This is a genomic window from Pseudaeromonas sp. HNCC25DJ182 (assembly GCF_055413365.1).
The window spans coordinates 1-26,387 of record NZ_JBVAYG010000019.1; the positions used below are offsets into that span (position 1 = coordinate 1).

Sequence of the window (26,387 nt, forward strand, 5' to 3'; positions counted from 1 at the left end):
AGAAGATGGTGAAATTTATGATATTTTTTATCGGTAATGGTTAAACACAATGAATCCATAACCAGCCCACAGGGTTATCCACAGGCTAGCTCTCTTTGAGGCTTGAATTCCACCTGGAGGCTGATTCCCCCCTTTATTATCCGAGAGAAAACTCGTTTGCAGAATGAATTCGAATCAATTTAACGCAGGAAGCATCTCGGCAAATTCAACTAGGCTAGGATAAACGCCATCCGCCAAAGCAACGCCTTCGTCCGTGAGCGCTTTACCGGTCTTGACCAACACTTTATGCCTCACACCTGCAGCAATTGCCGCCTTCATATCTGAGGTTTTGTCACCCACCATATAAGAAGCCGTCAAATCAATGTCGAGCGCTTTGGCCGCGTCAAGGATCATATCCGGTCCGGGTTTACGGCACGAACAGGCTTGGCGGTAGGGTTCACTGCCTTCGGTTGGATGATGTGGACAGAAATAGATGCCATCCAAATCAACCCCGCGATCCGCCAGCGACCAATCCATCCACTCGGTGAGATTCATGAACTGCGCTTCGGTAAAATAGCCCCGAGCAATACCGGACTGATTGGTTACCACCACCAGCAAATAGCCCTTCTGCTTCAGTTTGAGCATTGCCTCGATAACACCGTCGATAAATTGAAAGTCATCGACGTCATATACATACCCGGTATCAACATTGATGACACCATCACGATCTAAAAACACGGCTACATTCGCCACGGGCCTACCTCTTCTGTCGAATTAATTGCAGCTAGTATACGGTAAGCGCGACAGACTGGCTCCATCTGCCAGCTCATCACGTTAGAATGGTCACCATACGATCGGACACTTTAGGATGACCTGGTGACACCATTCGATGCAGCTCTCCCTACACTTTCCCATTCTGGTGAGCGCCGCTTGCTATTAGTAACTGGCTCGATGGAGTGGACAAGCGCACAGGCGGAAACCTTCTGGCAAACCGACGCATTATGGCTGGGCATGGGCCCCACTGCATGTCAGCCCGTTGCCATTAATAAGGCCCAACAGTTGCTCGGACAGGAATATCGCCACGTCATATTTAATGGTTATAGCGGTCTGCATCCAGACATGTTGGCCGCCTGCGCCGGTATGGTGCGAGCTGGCGGACTACTGATCCTGCTGCTGCCCAGGTTGCAAGATTGGCAACATTTTCGTGACCCAGACCTTCAGCGTTACGTGCCACTTTCCGAACAGGCCGGGCGTTGCCATACCAACTTCCTAGTGCGCATGCGCGGTTTACTGCTGCAGGACCCCCAGCTTTGGCATTGGGATGAACAGGATGGTTATCGGTTTGAAGCGCTTTCTCAGGAATTGGCTTGGCATTTATCAACCGATGATTGGGGTTGCTTGCATCCGGAGCAGCGACAAGCGGTACAACAGATCCTTCACTGCGCTCAAGGGCATTCACACCGCCCGCTCGTCATTACGGCCGATCGCGGTCGAGGGAAGTCATCGGCGCTAGGCGTAGCCGCCGGACGACTACTGAGAGAACATAGGGCTAGGCGCGACTTTCAACTACTGGTCACCGCACCCAGTTTTTCCAGTTGCCGCACGCTGCTACACCATGCCCAGCGCATATCCGCAGCCGCGGAACATGAACATGGACTACAACTTGGCTCAGCCAGCCTGCAATTTTACAGTCCAGAGCGCTTGATCGAACAAGGTCCTCGGGCTGATTTGCTCCTGATTGATGAAGCAGCCGGGATCCCGGTCGCCCTCTTGAGTGCACTGCTGGATCACTATCCACGGATTATTTTCGCGACCACATTGCACGGTTATGAAGGTTCCGGACAGGGATTTGCCGTCCGTATGCAGCAAGTACTGGATAGTAAAACCCCGGACTGGCAGAGTTGCCATCTATCCCGTCCAGTGCGCTGGTCCAGCCGGGACCCGCTAGAGCCATTGATCAATCAGATTTTACTGCTCGCAACCGATCCCCCCTCTCCTTCACCAAGCAGTGACGTCACCCACAGCTGGCTGACACAACAGCAGTTAGCGAGCGATGAGCCACTGTTGCAACAAGTGTTTTCGCTCCTGGTGCTGGCGCATTACCAGACCAGTCCCAGCGATTTGCGCACCCTACTGGATCACCCGGATCTCGCCATCGCCGCCAGCCTGGTCGATCAACAGGTCTGTGGCGTTGTGCTGGTATTACGGGAAGGGGAACTGGATCCGGATCTTGCCGAGCAAATCTGGTTAGGCCGCCGTCGTCCGCGGGGGCATCTGATCCCGCAAACTCTGCTCACCCATGCCGGATTCCACCAGGCTGGACAATTCAGTTACGCTCGCATCATGCGCATTGCCATTCATCCGGCCTGCCAGCGGCGAGGACTGGGGCAACAGCTGATACAGGAGGTCGAACGGTGGGCGCACGCCCAGCATCTCGATTTCATCGGTGCCGCTTTTGCTGCCAGTGAATCCTTGCTGCGTTTCTGGCAACGGCAAGACTATCAAGCGGTCCGCTTGGGGTTATCCCGAGACACGGCCAGTGGCAGTCACTCCATCGTCGTCCTCAAGGCTCTCACCCCTGAGCTCCAACCACAGATCGAACAGTGGCAGCTGGCCCTGGTGTTAAGTTTTCCCTGTTATCTACCCCGACAATGGCGACACCTGTCAGCCGAGCTGGTTGGTCACTTGATCGTCTCGGGTTTGGAGATGACGCCATTGTCACCCCAGGAATGGAGTGATCTCCAGGCGGTGGCTCATGGACTGCGCTCCCCCGATCATGCCTTACCAGCTCTGCAACGCTGGATCATGCTGGCGTCCGAGCAATGGTTACAACTTCCAGCCCCCGATCGCCGCCTGCTAATCCGCTGGTTGTGGCAAGGCTGGAGCTGGTCCGAATTAGCCCGCGAAACTGGATTATCAGGCCAGAAAGCACTCATTGCCCGGTTGCGGCATATTTTACGGCACTGCGGTATTCCTCCCCTTGCTGGACTGGGGATTGATGAGAAGTGTCGAGACGAAATGTTGTAACAAAGAGTGGCAACCGTTGGCGTTGACACAGATTGCCATACTTATCCTGAGCTTGGCCGTCATACTGTGAACATCCAACCGGAGAGAACACTATGAACCTGACCCATCCCCATATTCTGGTGGTCGATGACCATGCCGATATTCGCGATCTGCTGAAACGCTTTCTCGAGCAGCATGGCTATCGCGTTAGCTGTGCCCGCGATGGGCGGGAAATGAAAAAGTTGCTCGAGCACTCCACCATTCAACTGATCGTGCTGGATCTGATGTTGCCCGGTGAAGATGGTCTGACTCTATGCCGTGAGCTGCGTGTTCACTCCGCGATCCCCATCGTCATGCTCACGGCCATGGGCGAAGATATGGATCGGATCGTCGGTCTGGAAATGGGGGCCGATGATTATCTGGCCAAGCCCTTCAATCCTCGCGAACTTCTGGCGCGCATCAAGGCGGTACTACGCCGCAGTCAACCACAGGATGAGCCACCGGCGGAAACCGGGATCGCACACTATTACTTTGCCCACTGGCAACTCGATGTGTTGCGCCGGGAGCTGGTCGACAGCTCAGGGATCGGCATCAGCTTATCGACCGCTGAATTTGACCTGCTGAAGGTTTTTCTCGAGCGCCCCCAACGCGTACTCAGTCGGGACCAATTACTGGATCTGGCGCGCGGTCGGGAAGCGCAAGCCTTTGATCGTGCGATCGATACTCAGGTCAGCCGGTTACGACGCAAGCTGGAAAAAGATGCCAAGAACCCGGAGCTGATCAAAACCGTCTGGGGCGGTGGCTATCTGTTTGCCGCCGAGGTTACTCATGATTAAGCGCTGGCTGCCTCGTTCGTTAACCAGTCAGATCCTGTTGCTGGCGCTGACCGGACTGGTCCTGACACAAATTATCAGCATCCAGATCTATCGCACCGAGCGTAATGAAACCCTGGGACTGGTCAACAGCCGCTTTGCGCTGCTACGGATTGTGTCGGCGGTACGCCTGCTTTCCGATACCCCCGCCGATCTGCACCGGGAGATCCTGCGCGCCAGCCGCAGCGAGAGTCTGATGATGCGTCTGCAGACCGATCCACTGATGCCCCAAGAGCGCAACAGTAGTTATGAATCGAGAATGCGGCAGGCTTTGGACTACCCTGCGGATCTGCACATCTATGTCAGTGCCGAACAACCGGAAGGCATCTCCTCACCGCCCCCCCTTCTTCCGCGACAACGGCTGGCCATGATGCATGGTCACAGACCACCGAAAGATATCCGCCTGTACGGCGCTATTGAGCTCGCCGATGGACAATGGCTCAATTTCAGTTCACTGGCCGATAATGAACTACCGGGCTGGTCGCCCCGTGCGATCATCAGTCTGCTACTGGTCGCCGGTTTACTGTCATTCTTGGTTGCTTGGCTATTACGGCGTGTCACGCGCCCACTGGCCCAATTAGCCCGCCAGGCCGAACAATTTGGTTGCGGTCAGGACATCCCCCCCCTGATTGAAACCGGACCACAAGAAATACAAGACACTCTCGCCGCCTTTAATCGCATGCAGACCCGGCTTAACCGCTTTGTGCAGGATCGCACCCAGATGCTCGCCGCTATCTCTCATGATCTGCGCACCCCGCTCACCAGCTTGCGGCTGCGGAGCGAATTTCTCCCCGATAGCGAAGATAAACTGCGCATGCAGCAGACTCTCGACACCATGGAAGAGATGCTCAAAGCCACTCTGGGATTCGCCCGCGAGGATCAGATTGCCGAGCCGAGTCGGTCGATCGATCTCGTCAGCCTGCTGCAGAGTCTGTGTGATGATTATCAGGATGCTGGGCACCCCGTCAGCGCTCAGCTGGAAGGCCAGCTGATTTACACCTGTCGACCGGCGCTGATCCGCCGGGTCATGCAAAACCTGATTGATAATGCCCTCAACTATGCAGGCAATGCCGAAGTGGCCTTATCCAGCACGGACGCCTGGGTTCAGTTGACGGTATCGGACTCAGGTCCTGGCATCCCGGAGGAGCTACTGGCAGAAGTGTGTAAACCCTTTGTCCGACTGGATAGTGCTCGCAATACGGAGAGAGGGAGCGTGGGGCTGGGGTTGGCCATAGCCCGTACGCTGATCCATCGTCATGGTGGTGAGCTGTTGCTCCAGAATCGGCCAGAGGGCGGGTTGGAGGCTTGTATACGACTCCCCAAATGACACTCAATGCAACAACACTCTAAATGAAAAACGGCCCTTTCGGGCCGTCATTCTGCTTCTCGGTTACTAAATGCAACTATTACTCAGCGCACTTGCTCACCATCATATCGCCACCATCCAACGTTGAGTTGATACGGAAGCTATAGACATATCGACCGGCTTCAGGAATCGTGATTGGCGACTCAGTTCCATTTCCGGATGCGACGGCCATATCCTGTTGTTGCGCAATTTTCACCGAGCTCGAGTTCTTGACCGCAAACTCCTTCTTCCAATCTGATGCTGCAAATTTAAAGCTGAAGGCGGTCGCCTTTGTCTCATTCACAATGACTTGGTAAAGACTATCGCCCTTGTATGCAAACTTGTGATCCGCAGGAGTCGCTGCAAAATTATTGCCGCCATCATAAGTACCACGAATATACATCGCCATATTCAATGGGCCATCGCCTGATACGGTTGCCTTGGTACAATCAGCCAGATCGCCGGTACCAATCAGGCTGCCGCCATTGCCGGTATCCGGTCCGGTAGCTGTTGGTGTTTTGATCTGCAGAAACAGGGCACTCAGCTTAGGCACGGTCAGGTTGTAGCTACCACTGGCAATCGGATAGGTGGTGGTGTTCAGCAGATCAACAAGATCACCATCACTACCAACGGCCGTTCCAGTGAACGACAACGCCTGATCTGTTTCCGATGTATTCAGGATAAACAGAATCACATCATCACCCGACTTCTTGTAGTCGGTATACAGCACTGAGGTATCGCCCAACTCCAGATGAGTTCTGGTTCCTTGGTAAAGTGCAGGATGAGCGGCCCGGAGTGACATCAAGCCAGCCAGGTAAGTGCGAAGCTCTTTTTGGTCACTATCGGCAGCGAAAGCAGCCTGCCCAATGACGCTAGCCTGCCCCTCAACCTTGCCAGGAGAGCGAGAAACGTGATCATCACAGAGGCCCTGAATAGCGCAATTGCTTGTAACCTGGGCAGCAAAGTTAGGAACCTCATCACCAATCTCTTCACCATAGAAGAATGTCAACGGCCCCGAGCTTGCAGCCATGAAGGCATAAGCCGCCTTATGGCGATCCCAGTAATTGCTCTCACTCGGCTCTGCCAACTGACCACGCTGCAAGAGGTCGCCAAAACGCACCACATCATGGTTGGTCAGGAATACATTCGGAACGGCGTGAGACGGGTAAACCACACGGGTGTTAAAACCTGCATCTAAAGTGTCCGCATCCTTCTTACCCACGTTACTTTCATTGACTGCAAGCGTTTCTGTGATGCTATAGCGCAGCGGGAAATCAAAATTGGAACAGAGGCCAGGTTGAGCCGTTGTGCCATAGCCATTTTTGGCGATATCACTCGCGCTATTCCACAACTCACCAAACATATAGCCTAACGGGTGAACACTCTCACCACTACCATTGGTATAACTTACACTCGCGGATGCCTCCTCAACTGCCTTACGAATTTCCCCCCAAGCGCCAACGGGAACTTGGTAGGCCTGATCAAGACGCCAACCATCAATCTTCAGCTCATTGATCCAGTACGTTGCGACCTCTTTGTAGAACTTCAGGGTATCGTCTTCCTGATAGCCGCTATAAACGGCATCCTGATTGCTGGTGCTACCTGTCTGGTATTTACTCTTCGGCTTCAGACCACTGGGTGATGCAACCAAATTGTCCTTGTGGTGACCAAAGACCCCATCGAGGAACACATACATGCCACGTTTGTGAGCTTCCTCGACCAAAGTTTTAGCTTGGTCAAGGGTCCCGAAGTTGGGATCGATCTTGAAATAGTTGCTGGTGAAATATCCGGTCGCATCCAGCTTATCCGCCCACTCATCTTGACCGGACTTTTTCGTGGACTCAAAGATAGGGGTCAACCAAATAGCATTGATACCCAGCCCCTTGATGTAATCCAGGTTATTGGTGATGCCTTGCAAATCACCCTTGTGAGCACTGGTGCCATAACCGGCATCGTAATCAGCGCTACTATCGCCATCGATAAAGGCTTCGACCATGATCTGCATGGTACGCAGCTCTTTGGCTTTGTCGTAAACAGCAGCCGAGCAGGCGTAGGGCTGATAAGCCGTTTTGTCACCATCGCCACCACCGTTATCACCACCACCACTGCTGCCGCCACCGCCACCACCGCAGGCTGCCAGGGCCAGCGCCATCATCATCGCAAGAGACGTGCGTTTAAATACTACTGCGTTCATCATCATTGTCCTTCCGGTTCATCATGACCAGGAGCCATGAATGGCCTGCACTGGTATCGGTGGCTCCATTGCATAGCACTCGGCACACATTTTGAACCTCGTTTTTTCATTCCTGCGATTGACAGCGCTTTCTTGAATCGAGTATTTGCTGCGATCTGGTCTGAGCTTAGCCAAATGACTCGACTCGTCCCCGCATCCGTGCTTTACCAATGAACCACCTTGCTTATCCTGATAACGCATAAGAGGTGGCTTTACATCTAGCCATCCAGGCTCTAGATTCGTCATCCAAGACCAAAAATCAGACAGTGAACAAGGATGCTTTCATGAAAGATGCAACGCTGGCCCTGCACCACGGTTTCCAGAACGATCCGACCACCAAAGCAGTGGCGGTACCGATTTATCAAACCGTGGCCTATGAGTTTGATAATGCCCAGCATGGGGCCGATCTGTTCAATCTGGCGGTGCCTGGCAACATCTATACTCGCATCATGAACCCGACCAACGATGTGCTCGAGCAACGACTGGCCGCGCTGGAAGGCGGTATCGCCGCTCTTGTGGTCTCGGCGGGGAGCGCAGCCATTCACTATGCAATCCTGACCCTGGCGCAGGCAGGGGATAATATTGTCTCAACCCCGCAACTATATGGCGGAACCTACACACTGTTTGCCCATATGCTGCCGAGCCTGGGCATCGAGGTGCGTTTTGCCAGCGATGACTCTCCAGAAGCCATCGCCAAGCTGATCGACGGCAAGACCAAGGCGGTCTATGCCGAGAGCATCGGTAATCCGGCCGGTAATATCATCGACATCGCAGGGTTAGCCGATGTCGCCCATGCCCAGGGCGTGCCCCTGGTCATCGACAATACAGTCGCAACCCCGATCCTGTGTAAGCCTATCGCTTTTGGTGCCGATATCGTGGTGCACTCCATCACCAAATATGTGGGCGGCCATGGCAATTCGCTGGGCGGGGTCATTGTCGACTCGGGCAAGTTCCTCTGGGCCGAGCACAAGGATCGTTTCCCGGTCTTCAACCAACCGGAGCCCTCCTATCATGGCGTGGTTTACACCGACACCTTTGGTCCGGCCGCCTTTATCGCCCGCGCCCGCACAGTGCCGCTGCGCAATACCGGCTCAGCACTCTCCCCGATGAATGCCTTTTTGTTGCTGCAAGGGCTCGAAACTCTGGCCTTGCGGATGGAGCGTCACGTCGAGAATGCGCTGAAAGTGGCTCACTACCTGCAGGATCATCCGCAAGTGGCCTGGGTCAGCTATGCCGGTCTGCCGGATCATCCCCATCACGCCCTGGCGCAGAAGTACATGGACGGCAAACCGTCGGCCATCCTCTCCTTTGGTCTGAAAGCGGGCTACGAAGCGGGTGTACGCTTCTATGATGCACTACAGATTTTCAAGCGCCTGGTAAATATCGGTGATGCCAAGTCGTTGGCTTGCCATCCGGCCTCAACCACCCATCGCCAGATGACCGAAACCGAGCAGGCCAAGGCAGGCGTCAAACCGGAGATGATCCGTCTGTCGGTGGGCATCGAAGCAATCGAGGATCTACTGGCCGATCTGGGACAGGCTCTGAACGCCTAAAACTGGGCCATATCAATACCGAGGGGGCCTTGCGCCCCCTCGTCTTTATCCGGTCCTTGAACACCGGTTATTTGATTTCTATTTCCAGAGCCTTGTCTTCCGGAGGAGAAGACTTGACCATGTGCACAAACAGCATGCCGTCACGGAAATGACCGGTAATATTTTCCGGTCTTACATCCTCCGGCAGATTGAAGCTACGACTGAAATGGCCATAGACCCGTTCCATGCGGTGTTGTTTATCATCCAGATTTTCCAGTTTCCGCTCGCCCGAAATGGTCAACAGACCATTATTGACCGTCAATTTGACGTCCTCCTTGTGGATTTCGGGGATCTCGACCTTGATCTGATACTCTTCGCTGTTTTCCAGGATATCCACCGCCGGCAACCAGTCGCTGCCCGTCACCGTATGCGGTTCACCGAGCTGCCGCAGCATACCGTGGTGATAATCACGGAACCAATCATCGAACTCCCGGAAGGGGTTCCATCGTTGTATTTTCATAGAGGCCTCCTTCGTTGATTCATGGACCAGACTCCTATCTTAAGTGTGGGAAGGGAGGGTCCATTTTCAAGAGGGGCGGCTAAAAAATAACCTACCGTAATGCGGACCAGGCTAAAGAGCTGGCGACGCTCCACATCAACAGGCCAATCAACACATCAATCCCGCGCTGCACGGCAGGGCGGGCCAACCAGGGAGATAACCGGGCGGCCAATAGCGCCAAGCCATAAAACCAGACGGTGGAGGCCAGCACGGCACCCAGCGCGAAACCGGACTGCTCCTGATGGGCCAATTGTGCCGCCACCGAACCCAGGATCATCACGGTATCCAGATAGACATGAGGGTTCAGCAGCGTGACCGCCAGGGTTGTTATTATGATCGCCAACCGCTTTTCCGGACCCGACTCCGCCTGCAGTGAACGCACCTCGCCGCGCCAGGCGGCGCCCAAAGACCGACCACCATAAACCAGCAAGAAGGCCACCCCACCCCACGTCAGCCCGGCCTGTAACCAGGGCATACTGCCCAGCCAGCGTCCGCCGCCGAACACCCCTATCAGGATCAGGATCAGATCGCAAAACAGGCAGAGGCTAGCCACCAGCAGGTGATGTTGGCGACGGATGCCTCGGCTCAAGACATAGGCATTCTGCACCCCGATCGGCATGATGAGACTGGCGCCCACCATGAATCCTTGTACCACTGGCATTAACATCTTATCTCTCCAACTCGCTATTCATCCGAAGTGGCGCCAGCATAGGAGCCGCGTTATCTTCAGTAAAACTAATAGTTTTAATCGATGATTAGGAATATCGATGAACCCAGATACTGTGAACCTATCCCGCTTGCTTCCTCTCGACTACAAACAGCTGCAGGCGCTGGATGTGGTGGTGCAGGAACAAAACTTTGAACGAGCCGCCCGTCGCCTCAACCTGACCCAGTCGGCAATATCCCAACGCATCAAGTTGCTGGAGCAGAGCGTGGCGCAGCCGCTGTTGATCCGCTCCTCCCCCCCGGTCGCCACCGAGCTGGGGCAGCAATTACTGGGGCACTATCGTCTGGTCAGTCAGCTGGAGCGGGAGCTACTGCCCAGTTTGCTACTGGATGCCCCGCGGCAACCACTGAAGGTCAGCATAGCGGTCAACGCCGATAGCTTGGCCACCTGGTTTCTACCCGCCCTGGCACCGCTACTGACCCAACACCCCATCGAGCTGAATCTGCTGATCGAAGATGAAACCCGGACGTTGGAGCGTTTACGCCAGGGCGAAGCCTTTGCCGCCGTCAGCACCCAACCCCGCGCCCTGCCCGGTTGCCATGCTTCTCCACTCGGTCGTATGGAATACTTGCTGGTCTGTTCCCCTGCCTTCAATCGTCAGTATTTTAACGAGGGATTGACGTTGGAGAGCCTGCATCAGGCTCCCGGTGTCGCCTTTGACCAGCGCGATGACATGCACGTCAGCTACATGAGTGAATATTTCGCTCTGCATGCGGGTAGTTATCCCTGCCATACCGTGCGCTCATCCGAAGCTTTTATCGCCCTGGCCTGTGCCGGTGCCGCCTATTGCCTGATCCCGCGCCTGCAGATCGAACGGGAATTGGCCGCCGGCACACTGATAGCATTGCCTGCACCTTCCTTGCACCGGGAGCTCTATTGGCATCGTTGGGTGCTGGAGCGAGGCATCCATTGGCAGATCAGTCAAGCCATCTTGCAGCATGCTGCCGCCTGTCTGCTGCCGTTCATCGATGCCGAACGGTAAACACATCACACATGCCGAGTGGGTGCCGCCCCTGGACCGCGGGACGTCAGCTATATGCATTAATGAGATAAACAAAGCGCTTTTTATTGGTTCTGGTAACTATAGAGCTGGGGCATGCTGACTACATCCACGATTAAGGAGCCGTACCATGAAACATTCCCTGACCACACTCAGCCTGTTAGCCACCCTGAGCCTGGGCTCGGTCCAAGCAGCCGAAGTCGAGTTGTTACACGTCTCCTATGATCCGACCCGCGAGTTGTACCAGGAGTACAACAGTGCCTTCGCCGCATTCTGGAAAGCCAAGAGTGGCGATGATGTGGTGGTCAGCCAGTCCCATGGCGGCTCCGGCAAACAGGCTCGCGCCGTGGCCGATGGCCTGGAAGCCGATGTGGTATCGCTGGCCTTAGCCTATGACGTCAATGCGATTGCTCAAACCGGATTAATCGCCGATGACTGGCAGCAACGTTTGGCCAACAACGCAGCCCCCTTTACTTCCACCGTGGTGTTTCTGGTGCGCAAGGGCAACCCCAAGCAAATCAAGGATTGGGGCGATTTAGTCCGTGATGATGTCTCCATCATCACGCCGAACCCGAAAACCTCGGGCGGGGCACGCTGGAACTACCTGGCAGCCTGGGGTTACGCGCTGAAACAGAGTGGCAGTGAAGAGGGAGCCAAGGCTTATGTAAGCAAACTCTACCAACACGTCAAGGTCCTCGACTCCGGAGCCCGGGGAGCCACCACCAGCTTTGTCGAACGCGGCTTGGGTGATGTATTGCTAGCTTGGGAAAATGAGGCCTATTTGGTGTTGAATCAGCCCGACACTAAGGGTGAATTTGAACTGGTAACCCCTTCGGTCTCGATTCTGGCTGAGCCTCCGGTTGCAGTCGTGGATAAGGTCGCCAAGAAACATGGTACAACCGCCGTGGCTAACGCCTATCTGGAGCATCTCTATTCCGATGAAGGCCAGACCATAGCTGCCAAGCACTTCTATCGGCCAACCAATCCAGCCATCGCCGCCCAATACAGTAATCAGTTCTCGCAACTCAAGCTGTTTACCGTCAAGGAGCTGGAAGGCGATTGGAATAAAGCCCAGAAGAGACACTTTGCCCGAGGTGGTCTGTTTGACCAGATCTACCAACCTGGTCGCTGATCTGAATACGGCCCACAACAATGGGCCGTTTTTCTCCCTGTATATGAGCCACCGCCTATGAGTCATATTCTGATCGTTCCAGGCCTGCATAATAGCGGGCCCCAGCATTGGCAAAGCCTGTGGCACCAGCAGTACCCGCACTGGTTACGAGTGACCGGGCAGACCTGGGAGCGGGCCGATCTGGCTACCTGGAGTCAGCGGGTTGCCGACCTGCTGCTCGCCAGCGATGAGCCACTGCATCTGGTTGCCCACTCCTTTGGCTCACTGGCCAGCATTGCCGCCGCCGCCCGTCATCCGGAGAAGGTAGCGACCCTGTTTCTGGTCGCACCGGCCGATCCGGCCCACTTCGCCATTGCCGATCGGGATCTGCCGCTGCCGCCTCCAGTTCCCGGCATGCTGGTTGCCAGTCAGAATGATCCCTGGATGAGTGAAGAACGCGCCCGGTACTGGAGCGAACGTTGGCAACTCGAGCTGTACGATGCAGGAGCCGCCGGGCATATCAATGCCGAATCGGGTCACGGCCAGTGGCCAGCGGGTCAGCAATTACTGGCGTCCTTGCTACAGCAACATCACTTTGGCACAGCCCCTTCCGTACCACATCAGCGAAGGGCATAAGTCATACCATGAGCTCCACCGAATCAAGGGCATCCCAGCAGCGGGATGCCCTTCGTTTTCCCTCCGCCGCCTGCAATTACTCCGTTAGAACGACGTTTCTTGAGCCAATTGTCCATTTTTAGATTTCTTAGCAAAAAATTGGCATAAGAAAGAGCTTTAACTTATTTGTCGCTTTCCCAAGGAATGCGCACAATCATCCAATCTATTGCTTTTTGTTTATTAGAAAAGGGTTCGTTATGCGATTTCGTTCCTACTCTGTGCTGCCAGGCTTTGGCCCAACACTGGGTTTCAGCCTGCTCTATCTGGGGCTGATGGTGTTGCTGCCGATCTCGGCACTGGTGCTGTATAGCATCACGCATCTGAGTGCAGCCGAGTTCTGGCAGGTCGTCAGCGAGCCCAGAGTCGTCGCCTCATTCAAACTCAGTTTCCTCGCTTCGCTGGCGGCCGCATTAATCAATAGCCTGTTCGGACTGATCCTGGCCTGGATCCTGGTGCGCTATGAATTCCCCGGCCGCCGCCTGATCGATACCCTGATCGACCTGCCCTTTGCCATGCCAACCGCTGTCTCCGGTATCGCCCTGTGCGCCATTTTTGCCAACAACGGCTGGATCGGCAAATTGCTGGCCCCCTGGGGCATCGAGTTGGCCTACAATCCGATCGGAATCGTCATCGCCCTGACCTTTATCGGTTTGCCCTTTGTGGTTCGTACCCTGCAACCCGTGCTCAAAGAGAGTGAACGCGAGCTGGAAGAAGCAGCCGCCAGTCTGGGGGCTAACCGCCTGCAAACCTTTGTCCGCGTCATCTGGCCTGGCCTGGTACCGGCGTTATTGACCGGTTTTGCACTGGCCTTTGCCCGCGCCATCGGTGAGTACGGCTCGGTGATCTTCATTGCCGGGAATCTGCCCATGGTCTCCGAAATCGCCCCCTTGATGATCATGAGCCACCTCGAGGAGTACGACTACGCGGGAGCCTCGGCGATTGCCGTGGTGATGCTCGCCTTCTCGTTCGCCCTGTTATTACTGATTAACAAACTGCAGGCCTGGAGCTGGCAGCGTATCGGAGGAGTCCGCGCATGAGTCAGGAAATTACGGTAACCCCGATCCAGCAAGTCACTCGCGAACCGAGCTGGGTACGCTGGCTACTGATTGGCCTGGGTGTCGGCTGGTTTGTGTTGCTGCTACTGTTGCCGCTGGCCACTATTTTTGTGCAGGCATTCAAACAGGGACTGACGGTGTTTTTTGCCGCCATCAGCGAGCCGGATGCCTTGAAAGCGCTAGGACTGACTGCGCTGGTCACCTTGCTATCGGTGCCTTTGAACCTGGTGTTCGGGGTTTCGGCCGCCTGGGCTATTGCCCGCTTTCGCTTCCCGGGTCGCCAGTTGCTGATCACGCTGATCGACTTACCATTCTCGGTGTCGCCTGTGGTTGCGGGTCTGATGTTCGTACTGCTATTTGGCAGTCGTGGTTGGTTCGGCCCCTGGCTCAACGAACACGATATCAAGATCATCTTCTCGACCCCGGGCATCATACTGGCCACCACCTTCATCACCTTGCCGTTTGTGGTGCGCGAGTTGTTGCCGCAAATGGAAGCCCGCGGTAGTGAAGAGGAAGAGGCCGCCATGGTCCTCGGCGCCAGTGGCTTGCAGATGTTCTGGCGCGTGACCCTGCCCAGCATTCGCTGGAGTCTGATGTATGGTCTGCTGCTCTCCACCGCCCGTGCCGTGGGGGAATTTGGCGCCGTATCGGTGGTTTCCGGCCATATTCGCGGCCAGACCAACACGCTGCCGCTGCATATCGAGATCCTCTACAACGAATATCAAACCAGTGCCGCCTTTGCCGTGGCAACCTTGCTGGCCCTGTTCGGCATCTTCACCCTGTTGGGTGAGACCCTGCTGGCCCGCCTGCGTGGCCCTGCTGGCCATTGATGACCAAGAATTGAATGGAAAGGTGAACAGATGAGTATCCAGGTTCAACAACTCAACAAGCACTTCAATCAGTATGCAGCGCTCGATAACATCAACCTCGACTTCAAGGATGGTGAACTGGTTGCCCTACTGGGTCCCTCCGGCTGCGGCAAGACCACACTGCTGCGCATCATCGCCGGTCTGGAGCAAGCCGATAGCGGCCGTATCGTGATCCGGGGCGAAGATGCTTCCGACCTCCATGTCCGGGAGCGGAATGTCGGCTTCGTATTCCAGCACTACGCCCTGTTCCGCCATATGACAGTATTCGAGAACGTGGCCTTCGGGTTGCGAGTCAAGGCGCGTCGAATTCGCCCGAGCGAGGCCGAGATCCAGCGCCGGGTCAAAGAGTTACTGGATCTGGTACAACTGGGCCATGTCGCCAGCCGCTTCCCGACCCAGCTCTCCGGTGGCCAACGTCAGCGCGTTGCCCTGGCGCGGGCACTGGCGGTGCAGCCCAAGGTGTTGCTGCTGGACGAACCGTTTGGCGCGCTGGATGCCCAGGTGCGTAAAGAGCTGCGTCGCTGGTTACGGGATCTCCATGATGAGCTGCACGTCACCAGTCTGTTTGTGACACACGATCAGGAAGAGGCTCTGGAGGTCGCCGATCGGGTGGTGTTGATGAACGCTGGCCGCGTCGAACAAGTCGGCACACCCGCCGAGGTTTATGACCATCCGGCTACGCCTTTCGTGCACCGTTTCCTCGGCAGCGTCAACCTGTTCCATGGCCGCGTCAGCGAGCAGGGGTTGGGGATTGGCGATCAAACCCTGAATGGTCATATTCCCGCACACCTGCTCCAAGGATCGGCTGCTGTCGCCTATGTGCGCCCCCACGAACTGGAGCTGTCACCAGAAGGTAGCGGTGACGGTCTTAGTGCCAGCGTGGAACGTCTGCTGCCGATGGGCTCACGGATCCGCGTCGAGTTGCGTGGTAATGGCAGTCTGAATGGGGCACTATTTGAAGCCGAACTGCCCAAGGAAGCGGTGCAGTTCCTCAAACCCGGACAAACCGTGCGCCTCTCGGCCCGCCAGGCCCAGGTCTATCCGGACTATGAAATCTAGTACCCCGGGCCGCTACGGCGGCCCGAAGCCGTAGAGCCAAGGAGCCAGGCGTGAACTTTCAGCAACTGCGCATCATCCGTGAATCCGCACGCCGCGATTACAACCTGACCGAAGTCGCCAATGCCCTCTATACCTCGCAATCTGGCGTCAGCCGCCACATTCGCGAGCTGGAGGATGAATTGGGCATCGAACTATTTATCCGCCACGGCAAACGCCTGCTCGGCATGACAGAGCCAGGCAAGGAGCTACTGGTGATCGCCGAACGCATGCTCAGCGATGCCAACAATATCCGCAAGCTGGCCGAAACTTTCGCCAATCGCGAACATGGTCGCCTGCATGTGGCAACCACCCATACCCAGGCACGTTATGCCTTACCCCGGGTGGTCAAGGAGTTCCGCAGTCAGTTTCCGCAAGTGCAGCTGGAGCTCAACCAGGGGGGACCGGAAGAGATAGTGCGTCTGCTGCAAAGTGGCGACACCGATATCGGCATCAGCAGCGAGCGTCTGGATCATGCCGAGGGGATAGTCGCCTTCCCCTACTACCGCTGGCACCACAATATCGTGGTTCCGGAAAACCACCCTCTGACTCTGGAGCCGGAGCTGACGCTGGCACACATTGCCCAGTGGCCCATCATCACCTATCAGGCGGGTTTGACGGGACGGGCGCGTGTGGACGAAGCATTTGCCGCAGCAGGCTTGCAGCCGGAAATTCTGCTCACCGCTCAAGACTCGGATGTCATCAAGACCTATGTCGAACTGGAGATGGGAGTGGGCATTCTGGCCGATATGGCGTTCGATGCCCGCCGCGACACAGGGCTGGTGCAACTGGATGCCAGCCATCTGTTCGCCGCCCATACCGCCTGGATCGGCTTGAAGAAGGGACAATACCAGCACAATTTCGCCTGGCAGTTTATTCAGCTGTGTAATCCGGAGCTGGCCTCGAGCGATATCCAGGCCCGGGTATTCGGCAGCGATCCGGTGCTCGATTACGAAATCTAGGGTTCCCGCAGTAGTTACATTAACCCGACAATGCGACCAGCAAAGCCAACACCAGAGAGCAGACGATATTCAACACCAGCCCCACCCGTAACATCTGCCGCTGGGGCACTCGACCAGTGGCATACACCATGGCATTGGGTGGTGTAGCCACCGGCAACATGAAGGCACAAGAAGCCGCGAGCGCCACCATCACCGCCAGCACAGACGGGGAGAGCCCCAATTCCGCAGCCAGGGGAGCAAACAGCGGGATCAGCAAAGCCGCGACGGCAGTATTGGATGCCAGCTCGGTCAGAAACACCACAAAGCTGGCGATCGCCAGGATCAGAACCCAGGGCGGGGCACCATAGCACCACGCCATAAGCTGGCTTGCCAAAAAGGCACTGGTGCCGCTGCTTTGCAACACGGCAGAAAGGCATAGCCCGCCACCAAATAACAGCAGCACGCCCCACTCGGTCTGCTGCTCTATCTCCGTCCAGCTCGCGACGCCCGACACGCCGACCGCGATCACCGCCAGCAAAGCCACCAGCGAGTCGAATTGATCGAGCCCACCCAGCCAGGACGACAGTGGTCCAGAAAAAATCCATGCCAGTACAGTGCTGGCAAAAATCAGCAGGGTACAGATGCGAGGCGGAGTCCATTGCCAAACCGACGCCATCTCTTCGGCAGCGATAGGATGATCGAGATTGGGCCGCAGCAGCAGGTACAAGACGGCCAACGCCAGCGGCCACAACAACAGCATGACGGGAACGCCGAACTGCATCCAATCCATGAAGCCCAGATGGGCGTAGCCCGCAGCGATGGCATTGGGAGGACTACCGACTAGCGTCCCCATACCGCCGATGCTAGCGCTATAGGCCACACCGAGCAGCACAAAGGTATGGGTATTGAGCTGATGTTCACGGTCGATATTGGCCAACAGCCCCACCGCTAATGGCAACATGATGGCCACAGTCGCGGTATTGCTGATCCACATGGAGAGCAGCAGTGTCGCCATGAATAACAGCAAGACAGCACGCGACAAACGCCCACCCGCCAGATGGATCAGCCAGCGCGCCAGTTCGGTGTCGAGTTGTTGACGATGCAACGCGGCGGCCAGGGCAAATCCGCCAAGAAACAGATACAGCACCGGATTAGCAAAATGACTGAGCGCTTGAGTCAATGGCAGCAGTTGCAGTATCACCGCCAGAACCGGTACCAGCAGAGCGGTCAGCGTAATGTGTACGGCTTCGCTCAGCCACAGCAGAGCGATACACACCAGCAAGGCCACGCCGTGATTGATTGCGGTCGTCCATGGCAGCCAGTGGCTGAACCCCACCAGAGCCAGCAACGCCAGTAACAACCAGAACCCTTTTGCTCTGCTCTGGATGGTCATCATGACCTCCGATGATACGCGTCCCTCTTTGATCCTAGCTCTGGCATCGTGAATTGGCAGCAGACCCACTGCTTAAAATGTGGCTAGTTTTATGCACTGTATTGCATAGCAGGGCAGAGCGACCTCATTGCCCAGACGAGTCATCTCGGAGGTGACCTATGAATACCCACTTCGCCCATCAACAACTCGCTGAAACCTGCCGCTCTATCGGCGCCATCTTTACCTATGAAGAGGCCGAAGGCGAGGCGAGAGCCTGCATCATCAAGGGACATCATTGGTGGAGCCTGATCCTCAGCACCGATGGCGATGACAACCTTTGGCTCAGTCAACTCCAGCAACTGCGTCATCATCATTAAGGTGAAAACAATATAGTTGCGCTTCGCAACCTTAATTCGCTACTATCGGATCCATGACTCCGATAGCCGAGGTAAACCCGATGGATGCTCGCACCCTGCGCGCCCGCTCCCGAGAACTGGTTCGCGAATTGGGCATGTTCGCCCCCCAATGCTGCGCGACCCCACTCACCCCGGTTGAAGCCCACCTACTCATCGAACTCGAATCAGGCCCGCTGACCAATAACCAGTTGGCGGAACGACTGCGGGTGGATAAGTCCAACACCAGCCGCCCCTTGAGCCGCCTGCAGGAACGCGAGCTGGTGATACGACAACCTCACGCCGTTGATGGCCGCAGCCAGGAGCTCGGCCTGACAGCAAATGGCCAACGTTTGTTGCATGAATTGCATCAGGATCTCGACCAGCACAGCGATCAAGTGTTAGCCCAGTTGAGCCCGCAGGAGCAGCAACAATTACAGCAAGGGCTGGAGCTTTACTTGCGTGCCCTGCAGGCTCATCGTCTCCAGCTGGGCTACCAGATCCGAGGCTTACAACCAGAGGATCAATCCGCCATTGCCCAGGTGATCCGTCACGTTTCCGCCGAACATGGGCTAACCGCCGACAAAGGGTATGGTGTCGCCGATCCGACGCTGGATCAGCTCTACCCGCACTACCAAGGTTCCGGCCGTGCTTACTGGGTTATTACCGACACCCGGGGAGCTATCCTGGGGGGCGGCGGTATTGCTCCGTTGCAAGGTGCAAATGGTGCCGTGTGCGAATTGCAAAAAATGTACTTTTTGCCTGAGCTCCGCGGTAAGGGGCTCGGTCGCCGCCTGGTCTTGCACGCGCTGGCATTCGCCCGCCAATCCGGCTACTCCTGTTGCTATCTGGAAACCACCGCGGCCTTGCGCCAGGCGGAACGCCTGTACCAGAGTCTCGGTTTCCGTCACCTGCAGGCCGCCATGGGGAATACGGGACACTGTGATTGCGAAATACGCATGAGCCTGGAACTGACCCTCGAACCGAGCCCGGTTGATAGCCAGACAAGGCCCACCATGACGACCGCCTGCCATTGCGCCGGTGCGGCAGCTCAAAACAACGACGCGTAATAAATCGATGGCCTCGGTCTGATATCAGTCCCGGAAATCGGCCGGAGGCTCTTCGCCATCACTCGAGTAGGCGAAAACCCCGGCAAGATGTGCCGCCCCCATGACGACGCCCATCATCATCAACACCGGCAGAATGCCGCCGAGGTGGTACACCAGCAATAAGACCGCCACAGCAACCACCACCCCATAGGCAATCAAGGATTTAACCAGTGGTTTGTTTTTTATCGACATAGAATTAGGCTCCCTGCGGTTCACTGACCAGCCAGCTACCGCGGCTCAGACATGCAGGCCAAGCTTATGAAGAGTGACAGGAGCGGCGCTTGATTTTTTGCGCCAATGAACAAGGAACAAGCGCCCAATTGGTGGTCTTACGCCCTATTCCTTGAATAATCAGAATTCGGTTTGATGCGAGCCGAACATCCGGACAACAGCCAACGGAAAAAACTTGCCCTCACACCATGACAACGATTGAGCCGACGCAGGCTATCGCTTAGACTTTGCGCAGTTTTGTTACTGGGATCACATGATGGATCTGTTAGCGTTAATTCTCGATTTTATTCTGCACGTCGATGTACATCTGCAGAGTCTGATGAACAACTACGGCCTCTGGGTTTATGCCATTTTATTCCTGATCATCTTCTGCGAAACCGGTCTGGTGGTGACCCCCTTCCTGCCTGGCGACTCGCTGCTATTCGCTGCCGGAGCCCTGACCGTGGGCACTGCCCTGGATGTCAATCTGCTGGCAGGGGCTTTGATTGTTGCCGCCGTGCTCGGCAATATCACCAACTACACCATTGGCCATTTCTTTGGCGAGCGCTTATTCCAGAATCCGAATTCGCGGGTATTCCGTCGGGATCATCTGGACAAGACTCATGCCTTCTTCGCCAAGCATGGCGGCAAAACCATCATCATGACCCGGTTCTTACCGATCGTACGCACCTTTGCCCCCTTCGTCGCCGGTATGGGTGCCATGACCTATAAGCGGTTTATGGCATTTAACTTTATCGGCGGCTTTTTGTGGGTGGTGTCCTTCGTCTATGCCGGTCATTTCTTCGGAAATTTACCGGTGGTACGCAAAAACTTCACCATGCTGATCATCGGTATCATCGTCATCTCGTTGCTGCCGCTGCTGGTTGAAGGCATCCGTCATCGTCTTAAGCGCGCATCGGTCTGAACCTCTCCCCCGAAGCCATAAACAAGGGCGACCGTTTCCGGTCGCCCTTGTTGTATTGTCCATGACGTTCGCAGAGATTTACTCTTCGAAGAAAGTGCCCCAGCCGTCATAATCAACACCGTATTTTTCGCATAGCGGCAGCAGACTCTCGATTTCCGCCACGATGCGATCCGATTCCAGAGAACCATCCTTGCTGGCATCAAAGCAGAAAATCAGCGAGCCATCTTCCAGCTCCAACTCTTCGGCATCGGTCACTTCAAAACCAACCTTGAACAGATCCACCGCCAGCTTTTCCAGACGATCAAAATTCTGACAGGCGAAGTGATGTTCAATGGTGTATTCAGACTCCGGGTTGCTGCCATCCTCCAGCAGTTCGCTGATGATGGCATCCGTCTCTTCGCGCCATTCGTTAATCGTGGTCATTGTGCCTCCTCGGCCGCTAGGTTTACAGACCTGCCAGCTTCTCGTCGGACAGGTTCAGATCATCATTGTGATTGATGCCAATCCCTCGACTCAGCACGGTCTCGGCAATCGCCTTGGCTTCATCCAGAGAGTGCATCACATAAGTGCCACACTGGTACTCATTCAACTCGGGGATCGCCTGCTGATCCATGACCCGGGTGATATCCGCCATCGCATCAGTCCAGGCTTGCGCCACTCGCTCTTCACTCGGTGAGCCAATCAGGCTCATATAAAAACCAGTGCGGCAGCCCATCGGGGAAATGTCGATGATCTCGACCCCATCACCATTCAGGTGATCACGCATGAAACCGGCGAACAAGTGCTCCAGGGTATGAATGCCCTTCTCCGACAGGATTTCCTGATTCGGGCGGCAAAAACGCAGATCAAACACCGTAATGGTATCCTTCCCCGGAGTTTGCATGGTCTTGGCCACCCGAACAGCAGGCGCCAGCATGCGGGTGTGATCGACTTTAAAGCTATCTAACAAAGGCATGACAAGATTCCTCACGGGGTAAAGATTAAAAATCACATTGCCGATATTGCGCAGCATAGCGGCTGGAACGAGCCTCGACCTTACGAGCCGTCGTCATCAGCCAGGCTTTGCTCTTGTAGGTACCACGGCGATATCCGCCCCAGCCCTCATGGTAATTAAGATATTGCCGGTACGCATCCCACTTGGAAACGCCATTGATCTTCTGTGCCTTCCAGGTGTACCAGCCCATAAAATCGATGGCATCGGCAAAATCATCCCGATCCGCCCAACTATTTCCGGTCTCCCGCTGGTAGTCACTCCAGGTCTCATCCTTGACCTGTGCAAAGCCATACGCGGAGCTGGCGCGACCCAAGGGAATAAACAGGAAATAACGCATCGGCGGTTGCGCATCATATTTGAAACTCGACTCCTGATACATCATCGCCATCGGCACCTGGATCGGAGTTCCCCATTTTTCATTCATCTCTTGCGCAGCTTCGTGCCAATCACTCTTCTCACGAAAAATAGCGCACAGATCTTCCGGATTATCCGGACGCGAAGTACTGGTACTACACGCGGTGGCCAACAGGCAAATCATCAGGGTAAACAGACAACGCAAACTGGAGATCCTTTCTTGATATCACGAACAAGGCCGGCATAACCGGCCCGGGATCCGCGCGCTTTATACGGCGTCTTCATTCTCTTCACCCGTTCGGATCCGGATCACCCGCTCCACCGGAGTCACGAAGATTTTACCATCACCAATCTTGCCGGTGTGGGCACTCTTGGTAATCGCCTCGATACAGCGCTCGACATCATCGTCCTGCACCACCAGATCCAATTTCACCTTGGGCAGGAAATCGACCACATATTCGGCACCACGATACAGCTCGGTATGCCCCTTCTGACGACCGAACCCCTTCACCTCAGAGACGGTCATCCCACTGATACCGAGATCCCCCAGCGCCTCACGGACATCATCGAGTTTGAACGGTTTGATAATGGCTTCAATCTTCTTCATGAGAACTCCTTGAACGACTCGGTCGGCGCGCCGGTTCCCCTTGCAATGGTCCAATAATTTTCGACGCGCGAGCAGGAACAGCACTGAAAAAATAACGAATGAACGACGGGAATCATAAAGAAAAGTGCCCAGCGGCACCAGCAATGGTCACGAGCAAATCACCGAACAGCGAGTTCGCCAACACTCTTCATGCAAGTCAGGGTTTCGCTCCATCAAAGCCCAATTCATGAACCGTAGCCTGAGCGTAGGGCGTAACTATGCCTTGCAGTGATAAATGCTGGGAGTTCTGGTTGCCATCATGCCAGATGACGACCACCTCGACCCGCTTATACGCGGGCAGTTGCGACCATTCAGTGGCTGCAGGCCCATCCACCACCTGCCAGTTCAATTGCAAGGCGCCATCATCATAGACACCCGCCAATAAACTCCCGCCCTGATCCTGACGAATGTCCTCATAAGCGGATGCACCAGCGGCTCGATGGTGTAGCGAGATAAAGTCCCGCAACTCCTCCAACTTACTCTGGGCCAGCGTCAACGCTTTGGACTGCTGGGTACTAGTTCGCTGGACGCGGAGCATTTCGACATGCAGTCGGGTCAAGCCTGCCGCACCTATCATCAGGATCGCCAGACAGACCATCACCTCAATCAGGCTCACTCCGCGCGATCTATTCCCTATCATAAAGCCTCCTGAATAGGGCCAGCTTGCAGCCATCCCGTTGCCGCCCTTACCAATCTCGCCAACTCCCGGCAACCCGCACCAGCCGGAAGAAACGGGTCCCCTCCTGCATCCGTCGTAGGATCCTCGGTCGATAGCGAACATCCAAACGATAGGGATCTCCGGCCAGCGGCAGTTGACTGATCAAGGCACCCTCAATCCGGGAGCCATCCGCCAGATGCACAGTGCCCAGAGGAGCACCCTCAGCATCGGCGTCGCCGGATGAGTCAGCTGAAGTGGTCGAGGAGTAGAGGATGACCACGCCAAACAGTACGCTGGAGTCTTGCAGATAAAAGCTGCCATCCCGGATCAACAGGATCACCGGGGCAGCGGCAGAGCCAACACTCCCGGCCGGTACACAACTGCCGACTATCAAAATGAGTCCGCTGGATTCCGGCGTCACTTCCTCACACCCCTGTCGGGTTTCGCTAGCCTGATCTTCCAGCCAGTGAATGCGCGCACCTTGCTCCCCCTGCGCGACAAAAAGTCCATCCAGATAGTGCTGCATGTCGGCCGATGGAATGCTCGGAGCCTGCGGCTCTGCCGCCACAGGCTCGTTGATTGACGCGTCAGGAGGTGGTGCCAGTGGAGCCGGAACCAATTCAGGCGCCAGCACGGCCGTGGGGGGGAGTTCAGGATAAAGCGCCAACCAGGAAAATTGCTGCCGGATCCTGGCGCGTGCATCCCCCGTCGGGCTGCGACCCTGAGCAACCAGCGTCACTAACGGACTGGCATCTGGCGCTGGATAGCCTTTCCACCACAAAACACCATCCGCCAGAGTCTGGGATTCAGGCACAGTCTGTCCCTGGCGGGCCAATTTCGCCATGGCCAGCGCCATTTGGGATTCAGCATCGATTTCGGCCTGACGAAAGGCCTGCTCACTATAGCCAACCTGCAGTTCGGCCTGCATGACATCCACAGTCATCAGCGTCAGCACACCGAGTAACAACAGGGTCACGACCACCAGACTGATGGTGGCAAAACCGGATGCGTTACTGATTCCGTAATCTGAATCTGCGCTCATCATGGACCTCCAACTCGGGATGCTGTGCATCATGGGCGCTCAGACGCATCACATAGAGTCGGGATTGGGCCTCCCCCTCAACGACTGGCAATAACTGAAAATTGGATACCTGAATCTCCCCATCGGCCATATCTTGCCAACCAACATCACGGCAGTAGTTGGTCGGTTGTGCTTTCGCTCGCAGCCAGCTGTTGACCTCCAACCGTTTCTCTAGCCTGTTGAAGCGATAGCCGCGGATCTCCTGCTCACCTCTATGGACGCCATCGGCATCGATATCCATCAACACCACCAAACAGTTAGGTGCCAGATAAAGACTGGGGGCTGCCGTCACGGGTTTCATCCCGGGGCGAAAGGCACGGTAACCCGCCCGGCGCAAATCCCGCTCCAGAACATCCAGTAACACCTGCACGCCTTGCTGTAAGCGAATGCGACTGATCACCCGGATATCTATCTGCAATAGCGACTGATGGAGACTGGATAAACACAAGGCCACACTCATGCCAACGACCAATGCCAGCATCAGTTCAATCAGCGAAAACCCCGATGACCGGTGTCTCAACATGGCTCACTCCCGGTTCCAGGTTCACAGATCCGGACTCGACCATAGCCGCTGCTCTTCACCATCAGTTGCTGTGAATCGACCTGAAACAGAACATGGCCTGCCGCCATACCCGAGCGCTGTCGCAGGATCCCCAGTTCACTCCCCGGATAGGTCACCTCCGCCAGCTTCACCAGCGGCAGATCCTGACGACTCATCCCTCGGCTTCGCCCATCGCCCGCCACATCACACAGCGCATGGCAACCCGAGCATTCCGAATCCGAGCGATCGGTAATCCGATAGCACCAGTCCGGTTGAACGAAGAAATAGATATTCAGCTCATCCGTACCACGGCGGATCGCCTCGGCACGGGTCTGATAAATATCGCTATAGAGTCGACTAGCAGCGGCGCTCAGCTGGGATCGCTGCTGTTGCTGGTGATAACTGGGCACCGCCACCATCAACAAGATGGTGGCCACCGCCATGGCTGTCAGCAACTCCAGCAGGGTGAATCCGTTCTCTATATTTCGCACTATGCCTCCCGAACCCGAGTTTGCGGGTGAAACGAGACATAGGAATAAGGTTCAACAGGAGTGGCAGCAATGGCTATATCTAGCAGCGGTAGCAGCTTGTTCGAAGTGATGATAACCCTGGTGATCGTCGCCATCCTGGCAACTGTCGGCTATCCCAGCTTTCACTCATACCTGCTCCAGGCGCGGAGAGGCGAAGCCCAGAATCACTTAATGGCCCTACAACTGCGGCAAGAGGAGTACCGATTGGTTCATGGTCACTACACTGCCGATATGCAGCAATTGCGGCCTGATCCGGAGAGCGATTACGACTTCCAGTTACGCCTGAATGACCTCGGTTATGTTTTGACCGCGAGCGCCCGAGCCGATAGTCGCCAATCTCAGGACACCGGCTGCCATTTACTGAGCCTGAATCAAGATCGGCAATCGGAACCGACTGCCTGTTGGTAAACATACCGTTTTTTAACATTAAATTATCATATTGATAATCATAGGAAAAAAATCGAATGGTTATTGCCTGTACAACAAAAATCTTTCATTAAAAAGTCACGTTTTACCCCGTGAAGATTCCGTATGATGTCGATATAAGAACCATTTCTGATACTAATGACAGTATCG

At 55.6% G+C, this 26,387-nt stretch carries 29 protein-coding genes; 15 read left to right on the forward strand and 14 right to left on the reverse strand.

The window, feature by feature from the left end:
- Positions 1-174 precede the first annotated feature (174 nt).
- Positions 175-732: a D-glycero-beta-D-manno-heptose 1,7-bisphosphate 7-phosphatase gene (gene gmhB, locus ACZYUB_RS14255; protein WP_463948899.1), complete on the reverse strand. Its 558-nt coding sequence runs from the start codon at positions 730-732 to the stop codon at positions 175-177.
- Between the two features lie 123 nt (positions 733-855).
- Here gmhB and ACZYUB_RS14260 point away from each other — a divergent pair, with 123 nt between their 5' ends.
- From ACZYUB_RS14260 to ACZYUB_RS14270, 3 genes are all read left to right on the forward strand, one after another.
- Positions 856-3,006 carry a tRNA(Met) cytidine acetyltransferase TmcA gene (locus tag ACZYUB_RS14260; protein WP_463948900.1) on the forward strand — a complete coding sequence of 717 codons (2,151 nt, stop codon included), beginning with the start codon at positions 856-858 and terminating at the stop codon, positions 3,004-3,006.
- Positions 3,007-3,098: 92 nt separating this feature from the next.
- Positions 3,099-3,821: a response regulator gene (locus tag ACZYUB_RS14265; protein WP_463948901.1), complete on the forward strand. Its 723-nt coding sequence runs from the start codon at positions 3,099-3,101 to the stop codon at positions 3,819-3,821.
- Positions 3,814-5,184 carry an ATP-binding protein gene (locus tag ACZYUB_RS14270; protein WP_463948902.1) on the forward strand — a complete coding sequence of 457 codons (1,371 nt, stop codon included), beginning with the start codon at positions 3,814-3,816 and terminating at the stop codon, positions 5,182-5,184. The genes ACZYUB_RS14265 and ACZYUB_RS14270 overlap by 8 nt, the downstream gene beginning before the upstream one ends.
- A gap of 79 nt (positions 5,185-5,263) precedes the next feature.
- Here the strand turns inward: ACZYUB_RS14270 and ACZYUB_RS14275 are convergent, their stop codons facing one another.
- Positions 5,264-7,396 carry an alpha-amylase family glycosyl hydrolase gene (locus ACZYUB_RS14275; RefSeq protein ID WP_463948904.1) on the reverse strand — a complete coding sequence of 711 codons (2,133 nt, stop codon included), beginning with the start codon at positions 7,394-7,396 and terminating at the stop codon, positions 5,264-5,266.
- Positions 7,397-7,719: 323 nt separating this feature from the next.
- Between ACZYUB_RS14275 and ACZYUB_RS14280 the strand changes: the two genes are divergently transcribed.
- Positions 7,720-8,988 carry an O-acetylhomoserine aminocarboxypropyltransferase/cysteine synthase family protein gene (locus ACZYUB_RS14280; protein ID WP_463948906.1) on the forward strand — a complete coding sequence of 423 codons (1,269 nt, stop codon included), beginning with the start codon at positions 7,720-7,722 and terminating at the stop codon, positions 8,986-8,988.
- A 67-nt stretch (positions 8,989-9,055) separates the two neighbouring features.
- On the opposite strand, the gene ACZYUB_RS14285 is transcribed toward ACZYUB_RS14280, so the two are convergent.
- Positions 9,056-9,487 (reverse strand): Hsp20/alpha crystallin family protein, encoded by a 432-nt coding sequence (locus tag ACZYUB_RS14285; protein WP_463948908.1) that lies wholly within the window; start codon positions 9,485-9,487, stop codon positions 9,056-9,058.
- Positions 9,488-9,578: 91 nt separating this feature from the next.
- Positions 9,579-10,193 (reverse strand): LysE/ArgO family amino acid transporter, encoded by a 615-nt coding sequence (locus tag ACZYUB_RS14290; protein ID WP_463948910.1) that lies wholly within the window; start codon positions 10,191-10,193, stop codon positions 9,579-9,581.
- A 100-nt stretch (positions 10,194-10,293) separates the two neighbouring features.
- Between ACZYUB_RS14290 and ACZYUB_RS14295 the strand changes: the two genes are divergently transcribed.
- The 7 genes from ACZYUB_RS14295 (at position 10,294) to cbl (ending at position 17,020) form a co-directional block, all read left to right on the forward strand.
- A complete protein-coding gene (locus tag ACZYUB_RS14295; RefSeq protein WP_463948912.1) occupies positions 10,294-11,235 on the forward strand; it encodes a LysR family transcriptional regulator ArgP in 942 nt (313 codons plus the stop codon).
- A gap of 148 nt (positions 11,236-11,383) precedes the next feature.
- Positions 11,384-12,385 (forward strand): sulfate ABC transporter substrate-binding protein, encoded by a 1,002-nt coding sequence (locus ACZYUB_RS14300; protein WP_463948914.1) that lies wholly within the window; start codon positions 11,384-11,386, stop codon positions 12,383-12,385.
- A 57-nt stretch (positions 12,386-12,442) separates the two neighbouring features.
- Positions 12,443-13,000, forward strand: a complete 558-nt coding sequence (locus ACZYUB_RS14305) for an RBBP9/YdeN family alpha/beta hydrolase (RefSeq protein WP_463948915.1) — start codon at positions 12,443-12,445, stop codon at positions 12,998-13,000.
- A gap of 236 nt (positions 13,001-13,236) precedes the next feature.
- Positions 13,237-14,076: a sulfate ABC transporter permease subunit CysT gene (gene cysT, locus ACZYUB_RS14310; RefSeq protein WP_460882234.1), complete on the forward strand. Its 840-nt coding sequence runs from the start codon at positions 13,237-13,239 to the stop codon at positions 14,074-14,076.
- Entirely contained in the window at positions 14,073-14,924 is an 852-nt protein-coding gene (cysW, locus tag ACZYUB_RS14315) for a sulfate ABC transporter permease subunit CysW (protein ID WP_463948916.1), read from the forward strand. The genes cysT and cysW overlap by 4 nt, the downstream gene beginning before the upstream one ends.
- Positions 14,925-14,954: 30 nt before the next feature.
- The gene (locus tag ACZYUB_RS14320) at positions 14,955-16,022 is read left to right on the forward strand and encodes a sulfate/molybdate ABC transporter ATP-binding protein (protein WP_463948917.1); all 1,068 of its coding nucleotides are present in this window, start codon (positions 14,955-14,957) and stop codon (positions 16,020-16,022) included.
- 50 nt (positions 16,023-16,072) lie between these two features.
- Positions 16,073-17,020 (forward strand): HTH-type transcriptional regulator Cbl, encoded by a 948-nt coding sequence (gene cbl / locus ACZYUB_RS14325; RefSeq protein WP_463948918.1) that lies wholly within the window; start codon positions 16,073-16,075, stop codon positions 17,018-17,020.
- Positions 17,021-17,039: 19 nt separating this feature from the next.
- Here cbl and ACZYUB_RS14330 read toward each other — a convergent pair whose 3' ends face one another.
- Positions 17,040-18,395, reverse strand: coding sequence for an SLC13 family permease (locus ACZYUB_RS14330; RefSeq protein ID WP_463948919.1), 1,356 nt, complete (start codon positions 18,393-18,395; stop codon positions 17,040-17,042).
- A gap of 155 nt (positions 18,396-18,550) precedes the next feature.
- Here ACZYUB_RS14330 and ACZYUB_RS14335 point away from each other — a divergent pair, with 155 nt between their 5' ends.
- Together ACZYUB_RS14335 and ACZYUB_RS14340 are read left to right on the forward strand one after the other, a co-directional pair.
- Complete coding sequence (locus tag ACZYUB_RS14335; RefSeq protein ID WP_463948920.1) at positions 18,551-18,748, forward strand: hypothetical protein; 198 nt, start codon at positions 18,551-18,553, stop codon at positions 18,746-18,748.
- A gap of 80 nt (positions 18,749-18,828) precedes the next feature.
- Positions 18,829-19,833: a GNAT family N-acetyltransferase gene (locus ACZYUB_RS14340; RefSeq protein WP_463948922.1), complete on the forward strand. Its 1,005-nt coding sequence runs from the start codon at positions 18,829-18,831 to the stop codon at positions 19,831-19,833.
- Positions 19,834-19,857: 24 nt separating this feature from the next.
- On the opposite strand, the gene ACZYUB_RS14345 is transcribed toward ACZYUB_RS14340, so the two are convergent.
- Complete coding sequence (locus ACZYUB_RS14345) at positions 19,858-20,064, reverse strand: hypothetical protein (RefSeq protein ID WP_463948923.1); 207 nt, start codon at positions 20,062-20,064, stop codon at positions 19,858-19,860.
- 295 nt (positions 20,065-20,359) lie between these two features.
- On the opposite strand from ACZYUB_RS14345, the gene ACZYUB_RS14350 reads away from it, so the two are divergent.
- Positions 20,360-21,007, forward strand: a complete 648-nt coding sequence (locus ACZYUB_RS14350; protein ID WP_463948998.1) for a DedA family protein — start codon at positions 20,360-20,362, stop codon at positions 21,005-21,007.
- Between the two features lie 78 nt (positions 21,008-21,085).
- Here the strand turns inward: ACZYUB_RS14350 and rraB are convergent, their stop codons facing one another.
- From rraB to ACZYUB_RS14390, 8 genes are all read right to left on the reverse strand, one after another.
- Complete coding sequence (gene rraB, locus ACZYUB_RS14355) at positions 21,086-21,421, reverse strand: ribonuclease E inhibitor RraB (RefSeq protein ID WP_463948999.1); 336 nt, start codon at positions 21,419-21,421, stop codon at positions 21,086-21,088.
- Between the two features lie 31 nt (positions 21,422-21,452).
- Positions 21,453-21,962 (reverse strand): S-ribosylhomocysteine lyase, encoded by a 510-nt coding sequence (gene luxS / locus ACZYUB_RS14360; protein ID WP_463948924.1) that lies wholly within the window; start codon positions 21,960-21,962, stop codon positions 21,453-21,455.
- A gap of 25 nt (positions 21,963-21,987) precedes the next feature.
- Entirely contained in the window at positions 21,988-22,539 is a 552-nt protein-coding gene (locus ACZYUB_RS14365; RefSeq protein WP_463949000.1) for a transglycosylase SLT domain-containing protein, read from the reverse strand.
- Between the two features lie 84 nt (positions 22,540-22,623).
- Positions 22,624-22,962, reverse strand: a complete 339-nt coding sequence (locus tag ACZYUB_RS14370) for a P-II family nitrogen regulator (RefSeq protein ID WP_463948925.1) — start codon at positions 22,960-22,962, stop codon at positions 22,624-22,626.
- 196 nt (positions 22,963-23,158) lie between these two features.
- Positions 23,159-23,641, reverse strand: a complete 483-nt coding sequence (locus ACZYUB_RS14375) for a type IV pilus modification PilV family protein (protein ID WP_463948926.1) — start codon at positions 23,639-23,641, stop codon at positions 23,159-23,161.
- A 46-nt stretch (positions 23,642-23,687) separates the two neighbouring features.
- A complete protein-coding gene (locus ACZYUB_RS14380) occupies positions 23,688-24,701 on the reverse strand; it encodes a hypothetical protein (protein WP_463948928.1) in 1,014 nt (337 codons plus the stop codon).
- Positions 24,670-25,263, reverse strand: a complete 594-nt coding sequence (locus tag ACZYUB_RS14385) for a prepilin-type N-terminal cleavage/methylation domain-containing protein (RefSeq protein WP_463948930.1) — start codon at positions 25,261-25,263, stop codon at positions 24,670-24,672. Before ACZYUB_RS14385 ends, ACZYUB_RS14380 begins: the two co-directional genes overlap by 32 nt.
- Positions 25,257-25,772 carry a prepilin-type N-terminal cleavage/methylation domain-containing protein gene (locus ACZYUB_RS14390; protein WP_463948932.1) on the reverse strand — a complete coding sequence of 172 codons (516 nt, stop codon included), beginning with the start codon at positions 25,770-25,772 and terminating at the stop codon, positions 25,257-25,259. The genes ACZYUB_RS14385 and ACZYUB_RS14390 overlap by 7 nt, the downstream gene beginning before the upstream one ends.
- Positions 25,773-25,841: 69 nt before the next feature.
- Here ACZYUB_RS14390 and ACZYUB_RS14395 point away from each other — a divergent pair, with 69 nt between their 5' ends.
- A complete protein-coding gene (locus ACZYUB_RS14395; protein WP_463948934.1) occupies positions 25,842-26,219 on the forward strand; it encodes a type IV pilin protein in 378 nt (125 codons plus the stop codon).
- Positions 26,220-26,387: the final 168 nt, after the last annotated feature.